Below are 17170 nucleotides of genomic sequence, written 5' to 3' on the forward strand. Positions count from 1 at the left end.
TTTCAGTATAATTTACTGTAAATATGGGTGTTGTGGTTTTAAAACCGATACTTTTAAATTGATAATACAAAAAAAGCTGGTTCCGAAATATCGAAACCAGCTTTCAAAACCTTGAAGGTTTATTTAAATTACTGAACCATCATTGCTCTTCTGGCTTCTGCTTCCAAATTAACATAAGGTTCTCCTTCTACAGAAACGCCGACACCTTGAATGGTACCACCTTCAAATTCTCCCAGTGATTTATATAAGTTACTTACGTTGTCTCCACTATCGTAACCGACACACAAACCGTCTCCAGATAAGGTAAACTTCGCTGGTTGGGTACGCATTGGACCTTCTGCAACAACCTCTTCATCAATATACAATTTCATACTTCCAATAGACTCACCGTATTCGCCAGCTTTTTCTCTATTGAATTCCATTCCTAAGGTATATTTTCCTGGTTTTAAAGTTTTATTAGAGATGTAAACTTGCTCTGGTTTTATACCTAAGAAATTATACACATAATATAATTTTTTGTCTTTAATGAAAAGCGCATGACCACCAAAACGAGAACCGTGTGCAAATAATACACCATGTGCATTAGGATCGGTAATCTCGACATTGGCTAAAATTTTATAATCGCGACCACGAACATTTACCGCCACCCCTTCTGGTACCGGAGCCGTGTTTGGATAATACACGTAACGATCTTTTGGCTTTTCTTGCGATGGTCTTTCTGTTCCTAAAATTTCGGCAGCACTTCTATCATCTAGCGGTAACACCTTATTTATTTCGGCTTGTTTGAACCATTCATCTATTAACTCTTGAAGTTTTTCAGGATGCTCTTCAGCTAAATTGTTGGTTTCCGAACGATCTTCAGCAACATTATAAAGTTCCCAAACATCTTCATCAAAATGACCTTTTCCGCTAATAGGCGCATGAACAGCAGCCGCTTTCCAACCGTCTTTCCAAATCCCTCTAGTTCCTAACATAGCGTAATATTGTACGTGTTTTTCGGTTGGTGCATCTGGTGCAGCATCAAAAGTATAAGCCATAGACACCCCTGATAAAGGCGTTTGTTTAACACCGTTGTAAACTTCTGGCATTTCGATACCACAAGCTTCCAGTAAGGTAGGAACGATATCTACCGAGTGGTGATATTGGTGACGGATTTCACCTTTGGCTTTAATACCCTTAGGCCAAGAAATGATTAAAGGATCGTTAGTTCCTCCTGCATATTGCGAATAACGCTTAAACATTTTAAACGGAGCCGAGAAACCAGCAGCCCATCCTGTTGGGAAGTGATTGTAAGTATCTGGACCACCTAAAACCTCTAAATATTTTAAGTTTTCTTCCATGCTATCTGGATAACCGTTAAAGAATTTGTTTTCGTTTACAGATCCGTTTGGACTTCCTTCTCCCGAAGCACCGTTATCGGCAGCATACAATACGATGGTGTTTTCCAACTGTCCAGTTTCTTCTAAATAATCGATAATACGTCCAACTTGCGCATCGGTATATTCCGAGAATCCTGCATAAACTTCAGCCATTCTAGAGAATAATTTTTTCTCGTCGGCAGTAAGTTCATCCCACGGACGTACATAATCTGCTGGGTTGGCCATATTTTCTGGTATCGGATTAAAGTCGGCCATACCTGTATCTTCTGGTAAAATACCTTTTTCTTTCATACGGGCAACAACCCACGTTCTGTAAGCATCGTAACCGTCGTCAAACTTTCCTTTGTATTTCGCTGTGTATTCTGCAGGCGAATGGTGTGGTGCATGGTTGGCACCTGGGTTAAACCACATGTAGAATGGCTTAGATGGGTTGGTCGCATTTTTATCACGCAACATGGTGATGGCTTGATCTGCTAAATCTTTAGACAAGTGATAACCTTCTTCAGGTGTTGCTGGTGCTTCAATAAATTGGTTGTCCATTACTAAATCTGGATACCAGTTATTGGTTTCACCTCCTAAGAATCCGTAAAAACGGTCAAATCCAATTTGCGTTGGCCATTCGCTACGACTTGCTCCAGGAGCGATGTCTTGTTCTGGCACGTTGTGGTTTTTACCAATCCAAAACGTGCTATAACCATTATCGCGCATAATTTGAGCAAATGGTGCACAATCTTTTGGAACACGACCATTAGAACCTGGATATCCATCAGCAGTTTCAGTAATGGAAGCCATACCATTTAAGTGGTGATTTCTACCTGTTAAAATGGTAGAACGCGTTGGCGAACATAAAGCGGTAGTATGCCACTGCGTATAGGTTAAACCATTTGCGGCTAACTTATCCAAAGTTGGCATGTTAATACGCCCCCCATAAGGCGACTAAGCTCCTAAGCCTGTATCGTCGTAAAGGACAAATAAAATGTTTGGCGCTCCTTCTGGAGCCGATTTTGGTGTGTACGCGGACCAATCGGATTGTGAATCGCGAATGTCTAAGGCAATTTTACCTTTAAACCCGTCGGGTTGTTGGATATCGCTGGAACTTTGGGCTGTATTTTCAGAAGAACTCGACTGGTTACAGGACTGAAAGAACCCCAATCCTACTACCAATAAGGCTGGCATAAGATACGGTGTAAAACGTTTTTTCATGATTAATAGGTTAATTTATAGTGTTTTATATGAAAAATTGAACTGTGAAGTTAATAAATAATTCTAATAGTTTAGGTGTTTATTTTAAATATTGTAGGTAAATAAGCACATAAAATATTATTTTCATTAAAATTAAATGATATTGTAACTGCATAGTAAGCAGGAGGTTTTGGTTTATAGTGCTAAATAATATAATGCACTTTATCAGATGGTTGTAATTGATAACCAAAACGAAAGATGTGTTTTTCGCCCGAAACTTGTTCTATAATTAGCGGTAAAACTTCGGTGGTTGTGGTCTGGTTTTTAATCCAAGATCTGCTGCTGGTTGCTTGGGTAATGGTATCGGTTTTTAGCGTGTAGGTTTTGTTTGTAATGGTTTTAAACCAATATTCTACATCTATACCCGAAGCAAACAAACTGGTCGTGTGCGAAAGTTCTAAAATATCTATGCCGGCCATATAATTGGCTCGAGATAATAGTACGTGGGTATTAGGTACTTGAAAGGTTTCGCTGGCCAATTGTGCTGCTAAAATATTAACTTCGGTATTGGGAGTGGCGGCAACAAACGTGGCTATCGTATCGGCTCCGGTTTCGGCCAGGGTGTCTTCCTTTAAAGCATTACCGTAAAAACAATCAAAGCCCAAATTAGAGGTGTGTTGTACGACGTCTTGGTTGGCATCAATAAACGTAATTGGCGTGTCTTTTTGTAATTGTTCGGCAATCAATAAGCTTATGGGGTTGGCGCCAAGAAACAACAGCCCTTCACGTTTATTCATAACAACTAATTCCCCGCGTCGTTTTAACCAATCGGTTGTCCATTTTAGTAAAAAAGGAACAGTCATCGTGGTTAATATGGCCATAAAAACCAACACCGAAAAAATGGTTTGGTCTATAATACCCATTTCTAAACCGATGCCGGCAATAATAATTTCCACAGCACCGCGGCCATTCATTCCTGCACCAACAGTTATACCCTCTCTCCAGCTTAGCCCTGTGGGTAGATAGAATAGGGCTGTGCCTAGAATTTTTCCAATAATAGCCATGGCAATAACGGTTAAAAGTAGTGGTAAATCGGTGCGAAAAACGTCCAGATTAACCATAAATCCTGCCGAAACAAAAAAGACGGGAGCTAAAAAACCGATAGATACATCGTAAAATGCTTTATGGACTTCTTTAGAAATATTTTTTGGAAATAAATTGTCCTTGATGAATAACCCTGCCATAAATGCCCCTAAAATACTATGCATACCTGCGAGTTCGGCCAGTTCGGCGTAAGCTAAGGCTACAATAATAATAATGGTAAAAAAGAAGGTGCTACTCGTATTTTTTAATTTTGAAAGATACTTGCCTAGTTTGGGTAATACATAAATACCAATAAGTATGGTTACTGCAAAAAAGGCTATGGCTTTTAAAGCCACAGGAATAAGTTCGGCCGCATTAAATTCGCCCATGGCGGCAACACTTAAAATACCAGCAAAAATGAGTAGCGCCAATGTATCCGAAATTAAGGCTCCAGCCATAAGTACATAAGCCACTCGGGTATTTAGTAATTTTAAGTCTACAAGTATTCGACTTTTGGTAGCTAACGAGGTTACCCCAACGGCCATACCCACAAACAAGCCTGCCATGGCATTGCCACCAAAAAATATGGTAGTATAATAGCCTAAAATAAACGGCACGACAAAACCACCAATAGAGGCCATAAGCCCAGGCCAAGAGGCTTTTTTTAAATCTTTAAAATCTATTTCTATGCCTATATAAACCATTAAAAGCATAATACCAACTTCGGCTAGGACTTTAATGGTTTCGGTGTATTCTAAAAAACCTAATAAACCAGGGCCTAAAATAATACCAATAACCAATTCACCTAAAATAGACGGATAGCCTACCCGACGCGCTGCAGCGCCACCAATCCATGCTGCTAACAGCACACATAATAAATTGAGAATGTTTAAGTTGAAGGCTTCCATAGTCTGTTAAAAATAGCGTTTTTTTTAATATGAATCTATTAAAATACGCTAAACATCTGTGAAATTTCAAGTGTTAATATGTTGTTATTCAGTAAGGTGTGAAGGTCTTGTTAGGATTGCTTTATGGACTGTTTAATCAGATTTTAACGCCGTTTTCAATAAGGTTCAAGCAGATGTTATACTGAGTTTATGCTGACTTATAGTTATTGCTGATGCGTATAGAAACAACTTCAAATATTGAATGATAGTCTTAAAACGGATTGCTGAGGTTTATTTTTTTGTTGGGTTTGCGCATGTAGCTGGGTTAGGCGAGTTCTCTGTATTTAAAATCTTTTGTACTCCTAACAATTCGCTTACCTTTGGTATATAAAAATTTGACATCTATGTTAGCTTTCGAACATTTCGCACTCAACGTCACCGATCCTAAAGCCATTAGCGATTGGTATTGCACACATCTTAAAATGAAAAAAGTTTTGGAAAATGATACGCCGCCATTCATGACCTTTCTGGCAGATAGCACCAATAGGGTTGTGGTAGAGCTGTATTATCAGCCTTCTAAACCCATTACCGATTTTAGTAAAGAGCATCAATTAACCTTTCATTTTGCATTCGAAACACCCAATGCACAGGCAGATAAAGCACGTTTGTTGGAGGCTGGCGCCACTTTTATAGAACAACAACAACCAGGTGAAGGGACTCATTTGGTCATGTTACGCGATCCTTGGGGCTTGCCGCTTCAATTATGCCAAAGAGCAAAGAAATTGGTTTAATTTTCTGAAATTAAGTCATGCAATTTAAGCCATTGCTCACATAAGCTTTGCCAATACAACTGCGTTTCGGGTTTGCTTAGTCCAAAACCATGTCCGCCTTGTTCAAAAATATGCAGTGCTGCCGGCACTTTGTTTTGGCGCAATGCGGCATAATATTCCAAGCTGTTTTCTACAGGTACGGCACCATCATCTGTAGCATGAATTAAAAACGTAGGTGGGGTAGCAGCGTTTACTTGTAGGGCATTGGAGTAATTTTTTATGAGGTCTTCGGTAGGTGTTTCGCCCAATAAATTACGTCGCGATCCTTCGTGTGTAACGCCTAGTTTCATAGAGATTACTGGATAAATTAATATCGAGAAATCTGGCTTTGCAGAAACCGAATCGTGTTTGTAGACTTCTTGATTGTAGTGAGTAGATACGGTTGAAGCTAAATGTCCGCCTGCCGAAAACCCTAAAACACCAATTTTAGCTGGGTCTAATTTATAGTCTTTGGCATGGCGTCTTACATAGCGTATTGCTTCTTGTGCGTCCTGCAATGGGCCAATGGTTTTATTGGTCATTATAGCATCATTAGGAAGGCGGTATTTTAATACAAATGCGGTAATGCCTAAATCGCTTAACCAAGCTCCAACCTTTGCACCTTCTTTATTCATAGATAAATGATGATATCCACCACCAGGGTAAATAACTACGGCTGTGCCATTTTCTTTTTTTGCTTTTGGCGTAAACACAGTTAAAGTGGGTGTTACTACTTGCGACGTGCTTGTAAGCGTCTTTCCATCAAATACTGGTTGCTCTTGGTAATTGGAGTTTGAAATACTATTTGGTATATCCGATTTCCAAAGCGGTATGGTTTCTACGTTTTGACTGAAAACAGATGTCATCATACTTAAATATAAAATACTAAAAAGAGAACGTTTTAATGGCATAATCTAATTGGTTTTTAAGTAAATAGCAAGTTCTGGAATCTGCTGTTGTATTGCGCTAATGACTAATTTACTTACCTCGGTAGCACCTTTAAACGATAAATGGGTGTCGTCTGCCTTTCCATCGGGATAATAAGGGTTTTCTCCTGTCTTAAAATGAAGATGAAGGTTTGCTGAAGCTTCGGGGCCATAAGCTATTTCCATCTTTTCGGTAAGCCATTGTAAGTCAATAAACGGTACATTTAAATCTTTAGCGACCATTCTGGTAACTAACGGATAGGCTCCGTGGGTATCTTCTAAAACTCCATATTCATTAAACTTACGTCTTACAATAGATGATAATAAAACAGGAATGCCTTGTTTGGCTCGCGTGTCTTTTACATAACGCTCTAAATTATAGCGGTACTGGGTATACGGATTGGTGTAACGTGTGGAGTCTTTAATTTTTTGATCGTTATGCCCAAACTGAATAAACACATAATCGCTTGGTTTTATACTGTTGTATACGCTATCCCAACGCCCTTCACTTATAAAACTTCTAGAGCTTCGGCCGTTTACAGCATGGTTTTCTACAGTGGCATTTGCGTTAAAATAGTTGGCAAATACTTGACCCCATCCAAATTCCGGATTCGTTTCAGGGTTTTTCTTGTTGGCCATGGTCGAATCGCCAATCATAAAAATAGTAATGGGCTTGCTTTGTATGTTTTTAAAGGCGCCTATGCTTATACATATTAGCGCAACACAAGCAATTTTAAATAGTTTTGAAGATGTTATTGTAGCCATTCTGTTTCAGCGTTAATTCCTAATATATTTTTTGTGGTATATGTTTTCGCCTCTTTTTTACTTAACTGATGTGACCAAGGCACTCGATTTTTGGTGTTTGCTCCAGCACCAGTATTATTGTATTCGGCATAAAAGCTTGAAGTTTCTGCTTCTTTTTTGTTCCAGTTGTGCCAGCCTTCAGCTTTAATATGTTTCCCTAAATTGCAATTAATAAATACGGTTTTAGCATAGTAACGCCAAGGTCTTCCCAGATATACTTGGTTTGCTTCTTTTGTAGCGGTGAGTGTGCAATTTTTAAAGACAAATCCGAACGCTGTGTGTTTTTCGGTAGAGGCTGCTGTAATGTAAGAATTGCTTTTGCTATTAATTTCGCAATCGGTAAATAAGGCTGTTGCATTTCCGAAAATAAAATCGGTTGTACCTGTAATAAAGCAATTTTTAAACCATTGTTTGTGGTTTTCGCCAGTTAGGTAAACTGTGTCTTGATTGCCTAAAATAGTACAATTTTCAATCAGACAGGCATTGGCATTTATACTAAGCGCAATGGCTTGCCCAACAGGTCCTGCTGTATTTTGTATAGTTAAGTTTTTAAGTTGTGTGTAATGACCTTCAATTAAAACGGTTGAGGTGTGAAACGTGCTGTTTCTGCCTAGATTTATGCTTTTAAAGTAATCGTTAAAACTGATAATGGTTTCGTTTTTATCTTCGCCTATAAGCGTGATTTTAGGGTTCCATTCGTATACATGAACCTTTTCGATATAGGTTCCTTTTTTTATGAAAATAGTAATGCGGTCGTAAGGGAACGATTTGCTGTTGTTTATGGCATCTTGAATATTTGTATAATCGCCACTGCCGTCTTGAGCTACGGTGACTTTATAACTGTCTTTAGGTGTTGGTTTTAATGAAGCTTTCCATTTAGGGTATACTTTTAAAACTTTATTAGGTTGTGTGTTGTACCAGGCGTAGCCTACGCGACGTTCTCGGCTAATATCCATAATCGATGCTTTTTTTATACCATCGCGATCGCAAAAGAACGGGGTGTTATTTTCTAAATCCATGAAACGTGCCCAAAGCGGTTCTGCATTTGGATCTTCAATGTAACGTTTTTCTTTTTCGCCATCAGCAGTCATGTAGCGCTCTTCTTTTAGTCCTGTGATTTTTGTTTTTTCTAACCAGGTTGCAGCTGCTTCTACAGCGCGTTTAACCTCGTCTGAAGGGTGCTCAATGTTCATTAATAACAAAACGATTTGTGCAGTATCTACTCCGCCTAGCGATGGTAGCTCGTAAGCTCTGGCTTTTGCTGGTAGAAAGGTGGTTTCGTCGTGCTGGGCACACCAACCCGTTAAAATACCGTTTTGTTTGTATTGCGTTTTTAAAATGCACGAAATGCCTTTATTGAATGCCGTTTGTGTTTTTTCTAAAGTGATTTCGTCTACTGGTATACCTAGTGTTTTAGAGCCAGTATTAATGTCTTGTAAAATAGACATGACATTAATCATTCCGCCATCGTTATATGTAATATGGGTGTAATAGCCCTTGCGTAATGGGTAGTATTGTGGCCATCCGCCGTTTGGATATTGTGCTTCTAACAGATAATTTAAACCCTTTAAAAAGCCTGTTTTATAGATTTCATTTTTAGTGTGTTTATAGACTTTAGACAGATAAACCATTTCCAGATATGTTGCACCATTGTCGATAGTACAGCGGTTTGAATCGGATTTTGAAGCCTGTAGTTTTTGTTTTTCCGAATCAGATAGCGGGTTTTGCATCTGAATGTTTTTTTCCCAACCTCCATTATCTTTTTGATATAATAACACTTGTTCTGCAATGTCTTGGGCTTCAGTAGTGCCATACCAGCTATCGTCCATTTTTAGCACAACATCTTTCCAAGAATGGTCTAAAACTTGTGCATGTGTGTGAAGTCCTGTTGCTGTTAGAACGAATAAAAAGATAAGGGTTTGTTTTAAAAATGTCATAGAAAGTCTGTTGGAAATACCCTAGCATCGAGATGTGATGACGTTTATGTTCTATCTCGAAAGGAGGTACTAAAATGAAAATAATAGAGTATAGTATTATGGTATAAAATGGGGTAGGTATTAATTACCAAAACCCCATTTTACGTGATATATAACACTACCTATTTATCTAATTCTACAGCGCCTAAAATAAATGGCCCTACACCTTTAGGATCGTTATCTTTTTTTCTTTCGTTTACATAGTATTCAAAAGATCCATCGCGGTAAGGGTTGCCGCCCAGTCCTGCAACTTGGCAAACTTGTGTTAAGGTTAGTTCGCCATTAGGAGCTACAGTAATTAAATCTCGGGTCATGCCATTAAATCCTTTTTCGGCAACAGCTTTATATTGCGCTGGTAAATAACCTTGGTTAACACCTTTGGCTAAAGCGTAAACAAACATTGCGGTTCCCGAAGCTTCTAAATAATTGCCTTCTTTGTCTCCCATATTAGTAACCTGGTACCACAGCCCAGAGTCGTCTTGATATTTTGTTAAGGCTTCGGCCAGACTGTTTAAATAGCTAACAAGTTCTGCTTGTTTAGGATGATCTTTAGGGAAATAATCTAAAACATCTACAAGGGCCATCGCATACCAACCTAAAGAACGCGACCAGAAATTAGGCGATGTTCCTGTTTCTTTATTGGCCCAATCCATGGCTTTGCTTTCATCCCAACCGTGATATAGTAAACCTGTCTCCTTATCGTAAGCGTGTTTTTGAATGAGTTCGAATTGCTTGGCAATATCATCTAAATGCTTACCGTCTTGAAACGTGGTGGTGTAGGCAGCATAAAAGGGAGCGCCCATGTATAAACCATCTAGCCACATTTGGTTAGGGTATATTTTTTTGTGCCAAAATCCGCCGCTAGGAGTACGTGGTTGTTCTTCTAATTGTTTGTTTAAAGTTTGCATGGCTGTTAAATACTTTTCGTCTTTAGAGACTTCGTATAAATTGAAAAGAATTTTACCAGCTTCAATCATATCGATATTGTATTTAGACATCTCGTAGGTTGCTATCGCTCCTGTGCTGTCTATAAGCTTATCGGCATAGGCTTTTACATAATCGTAATATTTTTGATCGTTTGTTTTTTTGTAAAGCGATTCAAAACCAGTTAACACCAATCCGTGTACATAATCCCATTTGGCTACAGTTCTATCGTCAATCATATACGATTCTGGACTGCGGTGCATTTCAGATAATGCCATGCGTTCAGACCATTTTAAATCTTTAGGTACTACTAAGGTTTCTGTTGGAGTTTCTGGAGTTTGTTCGGTTGCAGTTGTGTCTTTTTTAGCGTCTTTACAGCTTGCAAAGGCAAGGCCTAAAGTAAAAAGATAAACTAGTGGTTTTTTCATAATATTATAAAGAATTATTGTTGTTTAATTGGGTTAACGTATCGTTTAGATAACTTAAGAAATCGGCTTTATTGGTAATGCCATTTTTTTCTTTTTCCCAAGCACCTAAAAAGTAAAATGAAATTGGGGCAGTATTTGGTTTAAAAATAACTAAATGGTCGTCGGTGCCCGTTTTAACTTCTGCGGCGGTATCGACTTTGTAAAATAACGCCATTCCTAATTGGTCTGGCACCAAGGTTTGTTCGCCGTAAGTAGCGATATAGGCCCAGCCTCCATCTTGGTTTTCGCTTTTTATTAAGCCTACCTTATGGTCTACAATACCTGTACAAATACCTTCTATAGCTTCAGAGGCTTGTATGGTATGTTTGGTAATTCTGGAGTCTGGTTTTATGCTTAGTGTCGAGGCTAAATCGATGCGCTTTCCAGCGGTTTCCCAACCTTTGTAATTTACAAAAACTGTTGATGCTTCTGGCGTATTTTCTACACGGGCTGTGGTTTCTTCTACAGTGTTAAAATGTAACACTTCGTTGTTTACGTAGCGGCCAATAGAACCGATACCCATAGATTTTCCGGCTTTAAGAATATCCATACCCCAATCGCTCATTTCGTGATAAGAATCGAAACCATCTTGTCCTACATGCGATAATTCTAGAGTGTCTGTAATTTTACCGAAAATATCGATAGCATTACGCCAGTCTAAATACAGGCGGTAACCTACTTTGTTGCTTTCCCAGCCTGGCCCTTCGTAACGAATATACCACGAATGGTCGGTGTGTTCTTTAGGGACTGTAATTTCCGAAACGTTTTTAAAGCCTGTATTGTTAGCGTATTCTTTATGGCCTCTAGAACCGTCTACCCATTCGCCGCCTTGGGCAATGGAAATTTCGGCATAGGTTTTTGGTGTTGTAACAACCTTTTCTACAGGTGTTTCTGCAACAGGTGTAGCGGCAGTGTCTTCGGTTTTAGTATTGTTTTTACAAGCGGTGAGTACGGCAAGCGATACTATAGGTATTAAGTGAAAAGTTTTCATAAAGCATTATGATTTTAAAAAAATGAAATTTAAGAAATTTATGATGGAATCTGAAACGTTATCAAACCATGGATTAAACAACCAAAAGGTATGAGGCGCATCGTGAACGGGTGAAATTTGATAGTAAATATTATGCTCTTTTAAAATGGTAATCATCTCGTCGCGACCTGCCTGAAAGCGTTTGAAGTCGCTTGGTATAAATAAAGTTGGCGGACAATTTTTGTCGACATGAGTTAAGGCCGAAGCTTGTTTCCATAATTCGGGGTTGTTTGCTTCGGTAGCACCTAACCAGCTTGCCGCAAGAGTGCCTTCTTCAGACTTTGGATGACTAAACGCTAATATACCATCTATATTTATTAAGGCCTGAAGGGCCATTGGCTGGTCGAGATATAGTTTAGACTGGCCGGTTGTAGCTGCTAATGAGGCTACTTGGGCGCCAGACGAACTCCCTAAAACAGCTATTTTGTTAACATCTATACGATAGTTTGAAGCGTTTTGCTTTATAAATGATAAGGCGTTAAAAACGTCTAAAACCGCTTTTGGATATTGGTGTTCTGGTGCTAATCTGTAATTGATTGAAAAACAACTAAAACCATGAGCTGCTATTGTTGTGGCTAATGGGTTTAAGAGTTCTTTAGTTCCAGATTTCCAAGCACCACCATGAACCAGTATTACGGCCGGATTTTTAGTGCCTTTTGTGTTTATAAATGCATCTAGCTTTAAAGTATCGTTGCCATAGATGGTGTAAGGAGCATTTAAAAATGCCTTAACGTCTTTTGAGGTTTTACCTTTGGCAATGGTGATGGAAGGATACTTTTTTTTGGCCTTTTTAAAAGCCGAATGTATGGTATAGCTAGTATCTGTTGTAGTGGTTGTTTGTGCAAAAAGCATACTTGTGCAGGCCATAACAAGAGCGTTAAATAAGAGTGTTTTTTTTAACATTACAGTATAGGTTTACGCAGTGGCTTTTAAATGAATTAGGAGCCCGATAAAAATCAAGCTCCTAATTCCAGACTAATTCAAACAAACATTATTAAAATTTAATTATAGGCTGGGTTTTGAGGAAAATCGTTATTCTGATTTAAATCTATTGCGGTTTGTGGAATTGGTCGCAATATTTTCAATTCTCCATTACTTCCAGCAAAACTTCCTTCTTGAACAGTTGGGTTGTACATTGTAGCACGATCAACTAAAGTACCTGTACGTTTTAAATCGAACCAACGGTGGTATTCTCCAAATAACTCACGAGCTCTTTCATCTAAAATAACATCGATATTTATAGAGGTTAATGGCGCTGCTTTTGCACGGTTACGTACTTCGTTAAGACGCTCTAATGCGGTACCAGAATTTCCTGCTTTAAAATAAGCTTCGGCAGCAATTAAGTAGGTTTCTCCAACACGCGATAAAATAAGGTCACGGAAACTAGAACGGCCACTAGCAAATGGTTCGTCTGGGTGATCGAACTTTTTACAAGTAATTAAAGCTGCATCACTACTAGCAATTTGTGCTGAATATGTACCATAACCATGGTAAGTTACTCCTGGATGTGCAGCAACGTAATCTATACTATCCTGCTCAGTGCTTTTCCATTTAGGTTCGTAATAATCGGCTACGGTTAGCGATCCGTGGTCTTTTTTGTCAACATCGTAATAATCGTAATATCTGTCAAAGATTTCAAGCATGAATGTAGCATCCCAACGCTCGTCGCCTTCTTCAAATAAATCGATAGTATAATCGGTAGCTATTAAATTATAGCTGCGGTTAGGTGCGTTACCTGCAACTTCGGCACCACCTAAATACGATCCAAAGAAGTAAGATTGTTGATGCCCTAAGTTTGTTGGATCTGTGGCTACGGTACTTTCGCTATATTGGATAGAGAAAATTGTTTCGGCATTCATTTCATTATCTGGAGTCCAAAGTTCTTCAAAAGGAATAGTTAATGATTGACCTCCAATTGCAGTATCGGCATACGAAGCTGCTTTAGAGAAATCGTCGCCAGAACCAAAACTTTCGTAACCACGTGTTAAGTGTACTTTAGCTAATAAGTGTTGTACTGCTCTTTGGTTTACACGACCATCGAAACCACCGTTACCTACTAAATTTAAAGATTCTTCAAGTTCTGAAATGATAAAAGTGTAAACTTCTTCAGCCGAATTTCTATCGAACGATAATACAGGGGAGTTTATGTAGTCTGTTACTAAGCCTACACCACCATATGTTTGTACTAATAAAAAGTAAGCATTGGCTCTTAAATATTTAAGTTCTCCTATTCGTGAGCTAATAGATTCGGTTTGTTCGGTAACATCGGCATAATACAAGCCCATGTTTGCTTTTTGTATCGCGTTGTAACAGTTGTAATACAACGGTTCTATTTCGCTAGTACCAGGACTTAAAGTTAGGTACTGGCTAATACCTATAGGTTCTGGTGTACGCCCTTCGGAATACATATCGGTACCCGCACAGAAGGTCCATGGTGCACCACCATAAATATCGCTTAAAATCGCATAGTTCGCATTGATTAAAGATTCGAAACCTTCTGGGGTTACATAAAACTCTTCGGCAACTACATTAGAGCGCACATCTTCTTCTAAAAAATCGCTACATGAATTTAATAACAATCCAAGTACAGCTACGCTTATAATTAATTTTTTCATTTGTTCAATTTTTAAAATTTAATACTTAGACCTAATTGGTAAGTAATAGAACTTACACCACCTCTGGCTAAACTAGCACCAGCCCATTCTGGGTCGTATCCATCGTAATCTGAAAACACAAACGGGTCTAATACGTTTGCATACACTCTTAGGTAAGATAATTTTAATTTACTTAATAAATTATCGTCAAACTTATATCCAAAAGAGATGTTTTTCACTTTTACAAAGTCTATATCTCTGTAATATCCAACGCCGTTATCTTTCCAATACGTACCCATGTTACGGCCTTGCGGATAAGAGTTAGAAAAGTTTGGTTCTAAGCCAGCACCGTTTTCTGGCACGTAATAATCTAAACCAGAAAGTTTTTGTCTACCACGGTCTTCAGTATTGGTAAAGTTAGCGTGGAAGTCGCTATATATTGTAGCACCATAACTTGCGATTAAAGAGGCAGAGAAATCGAACTGACCTACATTTAAAGTCGTGTTAAATCCTCCTGTCCAATCTGGAACAGCCTGCCCTATAAAAGTACGGTCTTGATCGGCAGTAATTTTACCATCTCCATTTAAGTCTTTTACTTTGGCTTGACCTTCAGATTGGCCGTAAGAAGCAGCTTCTTCACGCTCATCGGCTTGCCAAATGCCATCGAATACATAGTTGTAATGTACACCAATAGCTTGGCCAATAAATAAGTTGTTACCTATATCGTCGGCACCATCACCATAAATTTCATCTACACTGTTTTTGTTTTTAGCAAAAGTGAATGTAGTTCTCCAACGTACGTTTTCGGTGTCTATATTTACAGTTGTTAAACCAAATTCAACCCCCTTATTGCTGATGCTACCAATATTTGAGGTTGTAGACCCCCAACCAGACTCGATAGGTAGTCTTTGGTCGAATAATAATCCTTCAGATAATCTGTCGTAGATTTCAACCGAACCAAAAATACGTTGGTTAAAGAAACCATAGTCGATACCAAAGTTAAATTCGCGCGTACTTTCCCAACGTAAAGTAAAATTAGATAAATCTGAAGGTAACCAGCCATTCGCTGTAGTTCCATTATATTCGTAATAACGCTGTTGATCTAAAATGTTAATTGTTGAATATGGTGGTATATTGTTATTTCCTGTGTATCCCCAACTTGCTCTAAATTTCAAGTCAGATATAAAGTTCACGTTTTGCATGAAGCTTTCTTCGCTTAAACGCCAAGCTAAGGCGGCAGAAGGGAAAGAATCCCATTGGTTACCTTCTGGGAATAATGACGAACCATCCCATCTGTTAGAAAGGGTTATTAAATAACGATCTTTATACGAGTAGTTTAAACGTAAAGCAAAAGAAGCTAATTGCGCTTTGTTGTAATACGATCCTAAATTGTAAGTAGATTGCTCTCCAGACCCTAAGTTGTAAAAACTAGTGTCGAACGGCATATTTCTAGAGCTCAAGCTAGAACCTTCGGTTTCTGTTACATAAATACTTTGTAGTGCTAAGAAGTTGAATCTATGTGCTTCATTTATAGTCTTTTCTATGTTAATTTGGTTGTCCCAAGTATAGTTAAAGTTTTGGCTGTTTTCCATTTGGGCAGATGGTAAGTCGTTATTGCTTACCCCTGTGTTGGTTAAAGCGCCCCAAGAACGGCCACGACGTCTGTCGTCGAATCCAAAGTTAAACGTCGATCTGAATGAGAACCAATCTAATGGTCTGTATTCTCCAAATACATTCCCTAACATATTCCAACGTCTAGTCACATCGCTAGAGTTTTGAATTTCTAAAAGTGGGTTGTACGTTGAAGTCTTGTTGATTATAAAATCTCCATTGGCATCGGTTAATTTTCCTGGTAATGGAAATAAATTACCTTCTAAATCGTAAGGTGTCATTACAGGCGCTAAACGGAAGGCTTCACGCATGGCATATTGGCTACCTCGTTGGGTATTGCTAAAGTTTAAAGAAACTTGACCTCCAGCAGAAAATTTGTCGTTAATTCTATGGTTTACGCTCGATTTAAAAGTGTATTTGTCTTGCCCTTCGTTGTCAACATTTCCAGATTCCGATTGCATACCTATACCTAAGTTATAAGCTAAACCATTGTCGGCACGACCAGAAATCGATAAGAAGTTGTTAGATTGTGTTCCTGTTTTTAATACAGCATCGTACCAATCAAACGTTTCGTTGTTTAAATAACGCTCTTCTAATAAAGAGTTTTGTGTTCCAAAAACGGTACTTTGTAAACGCTCTGGAGTTACTTGCATTGCATCTGGATTGATGGTGTATAAATAAGCCGATTTGTGATAGTCTACCCATTCTGCAGTATCCATAAATTCTGGTAAACGTGCAGTTTCTTTAATTCCGTAAAACGTATCGAAAGATACTGTTAGTTTACTTTTAGCACTAGTGCCTCCTTTTGTGGTCACCAATACAACTCCGTTCCCTGCACGAGATCCATAAATAGCGGCAGACGATGCATCTTTTAAGATGTCGATGCTTTGAATGTCGTTAGGGTTTAAAAAATCGATACCGTCTGTCGGTATTCCGTCTACAATATATAGTGGATCAGCACTTCCTGTAAAGGAGTTGCTACCACGAATGTTAATGCTGAAACTATCTCCTGTTCTACCAGAAGAGTTTTGTACCACAACTCCAGGCATATTACCTTGAATGGCTTCCATCGGGTCGGTTACGTTTCTTTCGGTAATTAATTCTGGATCCATGCTAACAACGGCTCCAGTTAAATCCTTTCTTTTTTGTGTACCATAACCTACAAGTACAACTTCGTTAAGTTCTTCTAAATCGGCTACAAGATCGAAATTGATAGAAGTTCTGCCTTGTACGTTAATTTCTTGGGTTTTGTACCCTAAATAACTTACTACAATTACAGCGTCTGGTAATACAGAAAGCGAATAATTTCCATCAAAATCTGTTGTTGTTCCGTTCGAGGTATTTTTTTCGATAATATTTACCCCAGGTAAGGGCATGTTACTTTCGGTATCATTAACGACACCGGAAATAGTGATTTGTTGTGCAAATGTGACATTGCAAATCAAAAAGGCCAGCATAAATAAGTACTTATTATAGGACCTCTGATACTTAAGATTTA

12 protein-coding genes are annotated in these 17170 nt (G+C 38.5%); 1 reads left to right on the forward strand and 11 read right to left on the reverse strand.

The window, feature by feature from the left end; translation table 11 throughout:
• Positions 1 to 128: 128 nt before the first annotated feature.
• The 3 genes from ACR9EA_RS00160 to ACR9EA_RS00170 all read right to left on the reverse strand — a co-directional run bounded on the left by ACR9EA_RS00160 (position 129) and on the right by ACR9EA_RS00170 (position 4552).
• The gene (locus ACR9EA_RS00160) at positions 129 to 2297 is read right to left on the reverse strand and encodes an arylsulfatase (protein ID WP_435139916.1); all 2169 of its coding nucleotides are present in this window, start codon (positions 2295 to 2297) and stop codon (positions 129 to 131) included.
• A gap of 18 nt (positions 2298 to 2315) precedes the next feature.
• Positions 2316 to 2582 (reverse strand): hypothetical protein, encoded by a 267-nt coding sequence (locus ACR9EA_RS00165; RefSeq protein WP_435135859.1) that lies wholly within the window; start codon positions 2580 to 2582, stop codon positions 2316 to 2318.
• 182 nt (positions 2583 to 2764) lie between these two features.
• Positions 2765 to 4552: a cation:proton antiporter gene (locus ACR9EA_RS00170; protein WP_435135861.1), complete on the reverse strand. Its 1788-nt coding sequence runs from the start codon at positions 4550 to 4552 to the stop codon at positions 2765 to 2767.
• A gap of 383 nt (positions 4553 to 4935) precedes the next feature.
• Between ACR9EA_RS00170 and ACR9EA_RS00175 the strand changes: the two genes are divergently transcribed.
• Entirely contained in the window at positions 4936 to 5322 is a 387-nt protein-coding gene (locus ACR9EA_RS00175; RefSeq protein ID WP_435135863.1) for a VOC family protein, read from the forward strand.
• On the opposite strand, the gene ACR9EA_RS00180 is transcribed toward ACR9EA_RS00175, so the two are convergent.
• The 8 genes from ACR9EA_RS00180 to ACR9EA_RS00215 form a co-directional block, all read right to left on the reverse strand.
• Complete coding sequence (locus tag ACR9EA_RS00180) at positions 5319 to 6251, reverse strand: alpha/beta hydrolase (RefSeq protein ID WP_435135865.1); 933 nt, start codon at positions 6249 to 6251, stop codon at positions 5319 to 5321. The two genes, ACR9EA_RS00175 and ACR9EA_RS00180, sit on opposite strands and share 4 nt — an antisense overlap.
• A gap of 3 nt (positions 6252 to 6254) precedes the next feature.
• Positions 6255 to 7031 (reverse strand): rhamnogalacturonan acetylesterase, encoded by a 777-nt coding sequence (locus tag ACR9EA_RS00185; RefSeq protein ID WP_435135866.1) that lies wholly within the window; start codon positions 7029 to 7031, stop codon positions 6255 to 6257.
• Positions 7019 to 9007 carry a pectate lyase gene (gene pelA / locus ACR9EA_RS00190; protein ID WP_435135867.1) on the reverse strand — a complete coding sequence of 663 codons (1989 nt, stop codon included), beginning with the start codon at positions 9005 to 9007 and terminating at the stop codon, positions 7019 to 7021. The genes ACR9EA_RS00185 and pelA overlap by 13 nt, the downstream gene beginning before the upstream one ends.
• A gap of 161 nt (positions 9008 to 9168) precedes the next feature.
• Positions 9169 to 10398 carry a glycoside hydrolase family 88/105 protein gene (locus ACR9EA_RS00195; protein WP_435135869.1) on the reverse strand — a complete coding sequence of 410 codons (1230 nt, stop codon included), beginning with the start codon at positions 10396 to 10398 and terminating at the stop codon, positions 9169 to 9171.
• A 4-nt stretch (positions 10399 to 10402) separates the two neighbouring features.
• Complete coding sequence (locus tag ACR9EA_RS00200; RefSeq protein ID WP_435135871.1) at positions 10403 to 11428, reverse strand: DUF4861 family protein; 1026 nt, start codon at positions 11426 to 11428, stop codon at positions 10403 to 10405.
• A gap of 6 nt (positions 11429 to 11434) precedes the next feature.
• Positions 11435 to 12370, reverse strand: coding sequence for an alpha/beta hydrolase fold domain-containing protein (locus tag ACR9EA_RS00205; RefSeq protein WP_435135873.1), 936 nt, complete (start codon positions 12368 to 12370; stop codon positions 11435 to 11437).
• Between the two features lie 98 nt (positions 12371 to 12468).
• Complete coding sequence (locus tag ACR9EA_RS00210; protein WP_435135875.1) at positions 12469 to 14082, reverse strand: RagB/SusD family nutrient uptake outer membrane protein; 1614 nt, start codon at positions 14080 to 14082, stop codon at positions 12469 to 12471.
• An 11-nt stretch (positions 14083 to 14093) separates the two neighbouring features.
• Positions 14094 to 17117: a SusC/RagA family TonB-linked outer membrane protein gene (locus tag ACR9EA_RS00215; protein ID WP_435135877.1), complete on the reverse strand. Its 3024-nt coding sequence runs from the start codon at positions 17115 to 17117 to the stop codon at positions 14094 to 14096.
• Positions 17118 to 17170: the final 53 nt, after the last annotated feature.

Source organism: Formosa sp. A9, from assembly GCF_051200825.1.
GTDB lineage: Bacteria > Bacteroidota > Bacteroidia > Flavobacteriales > Flavobacteriaceae > Formosa.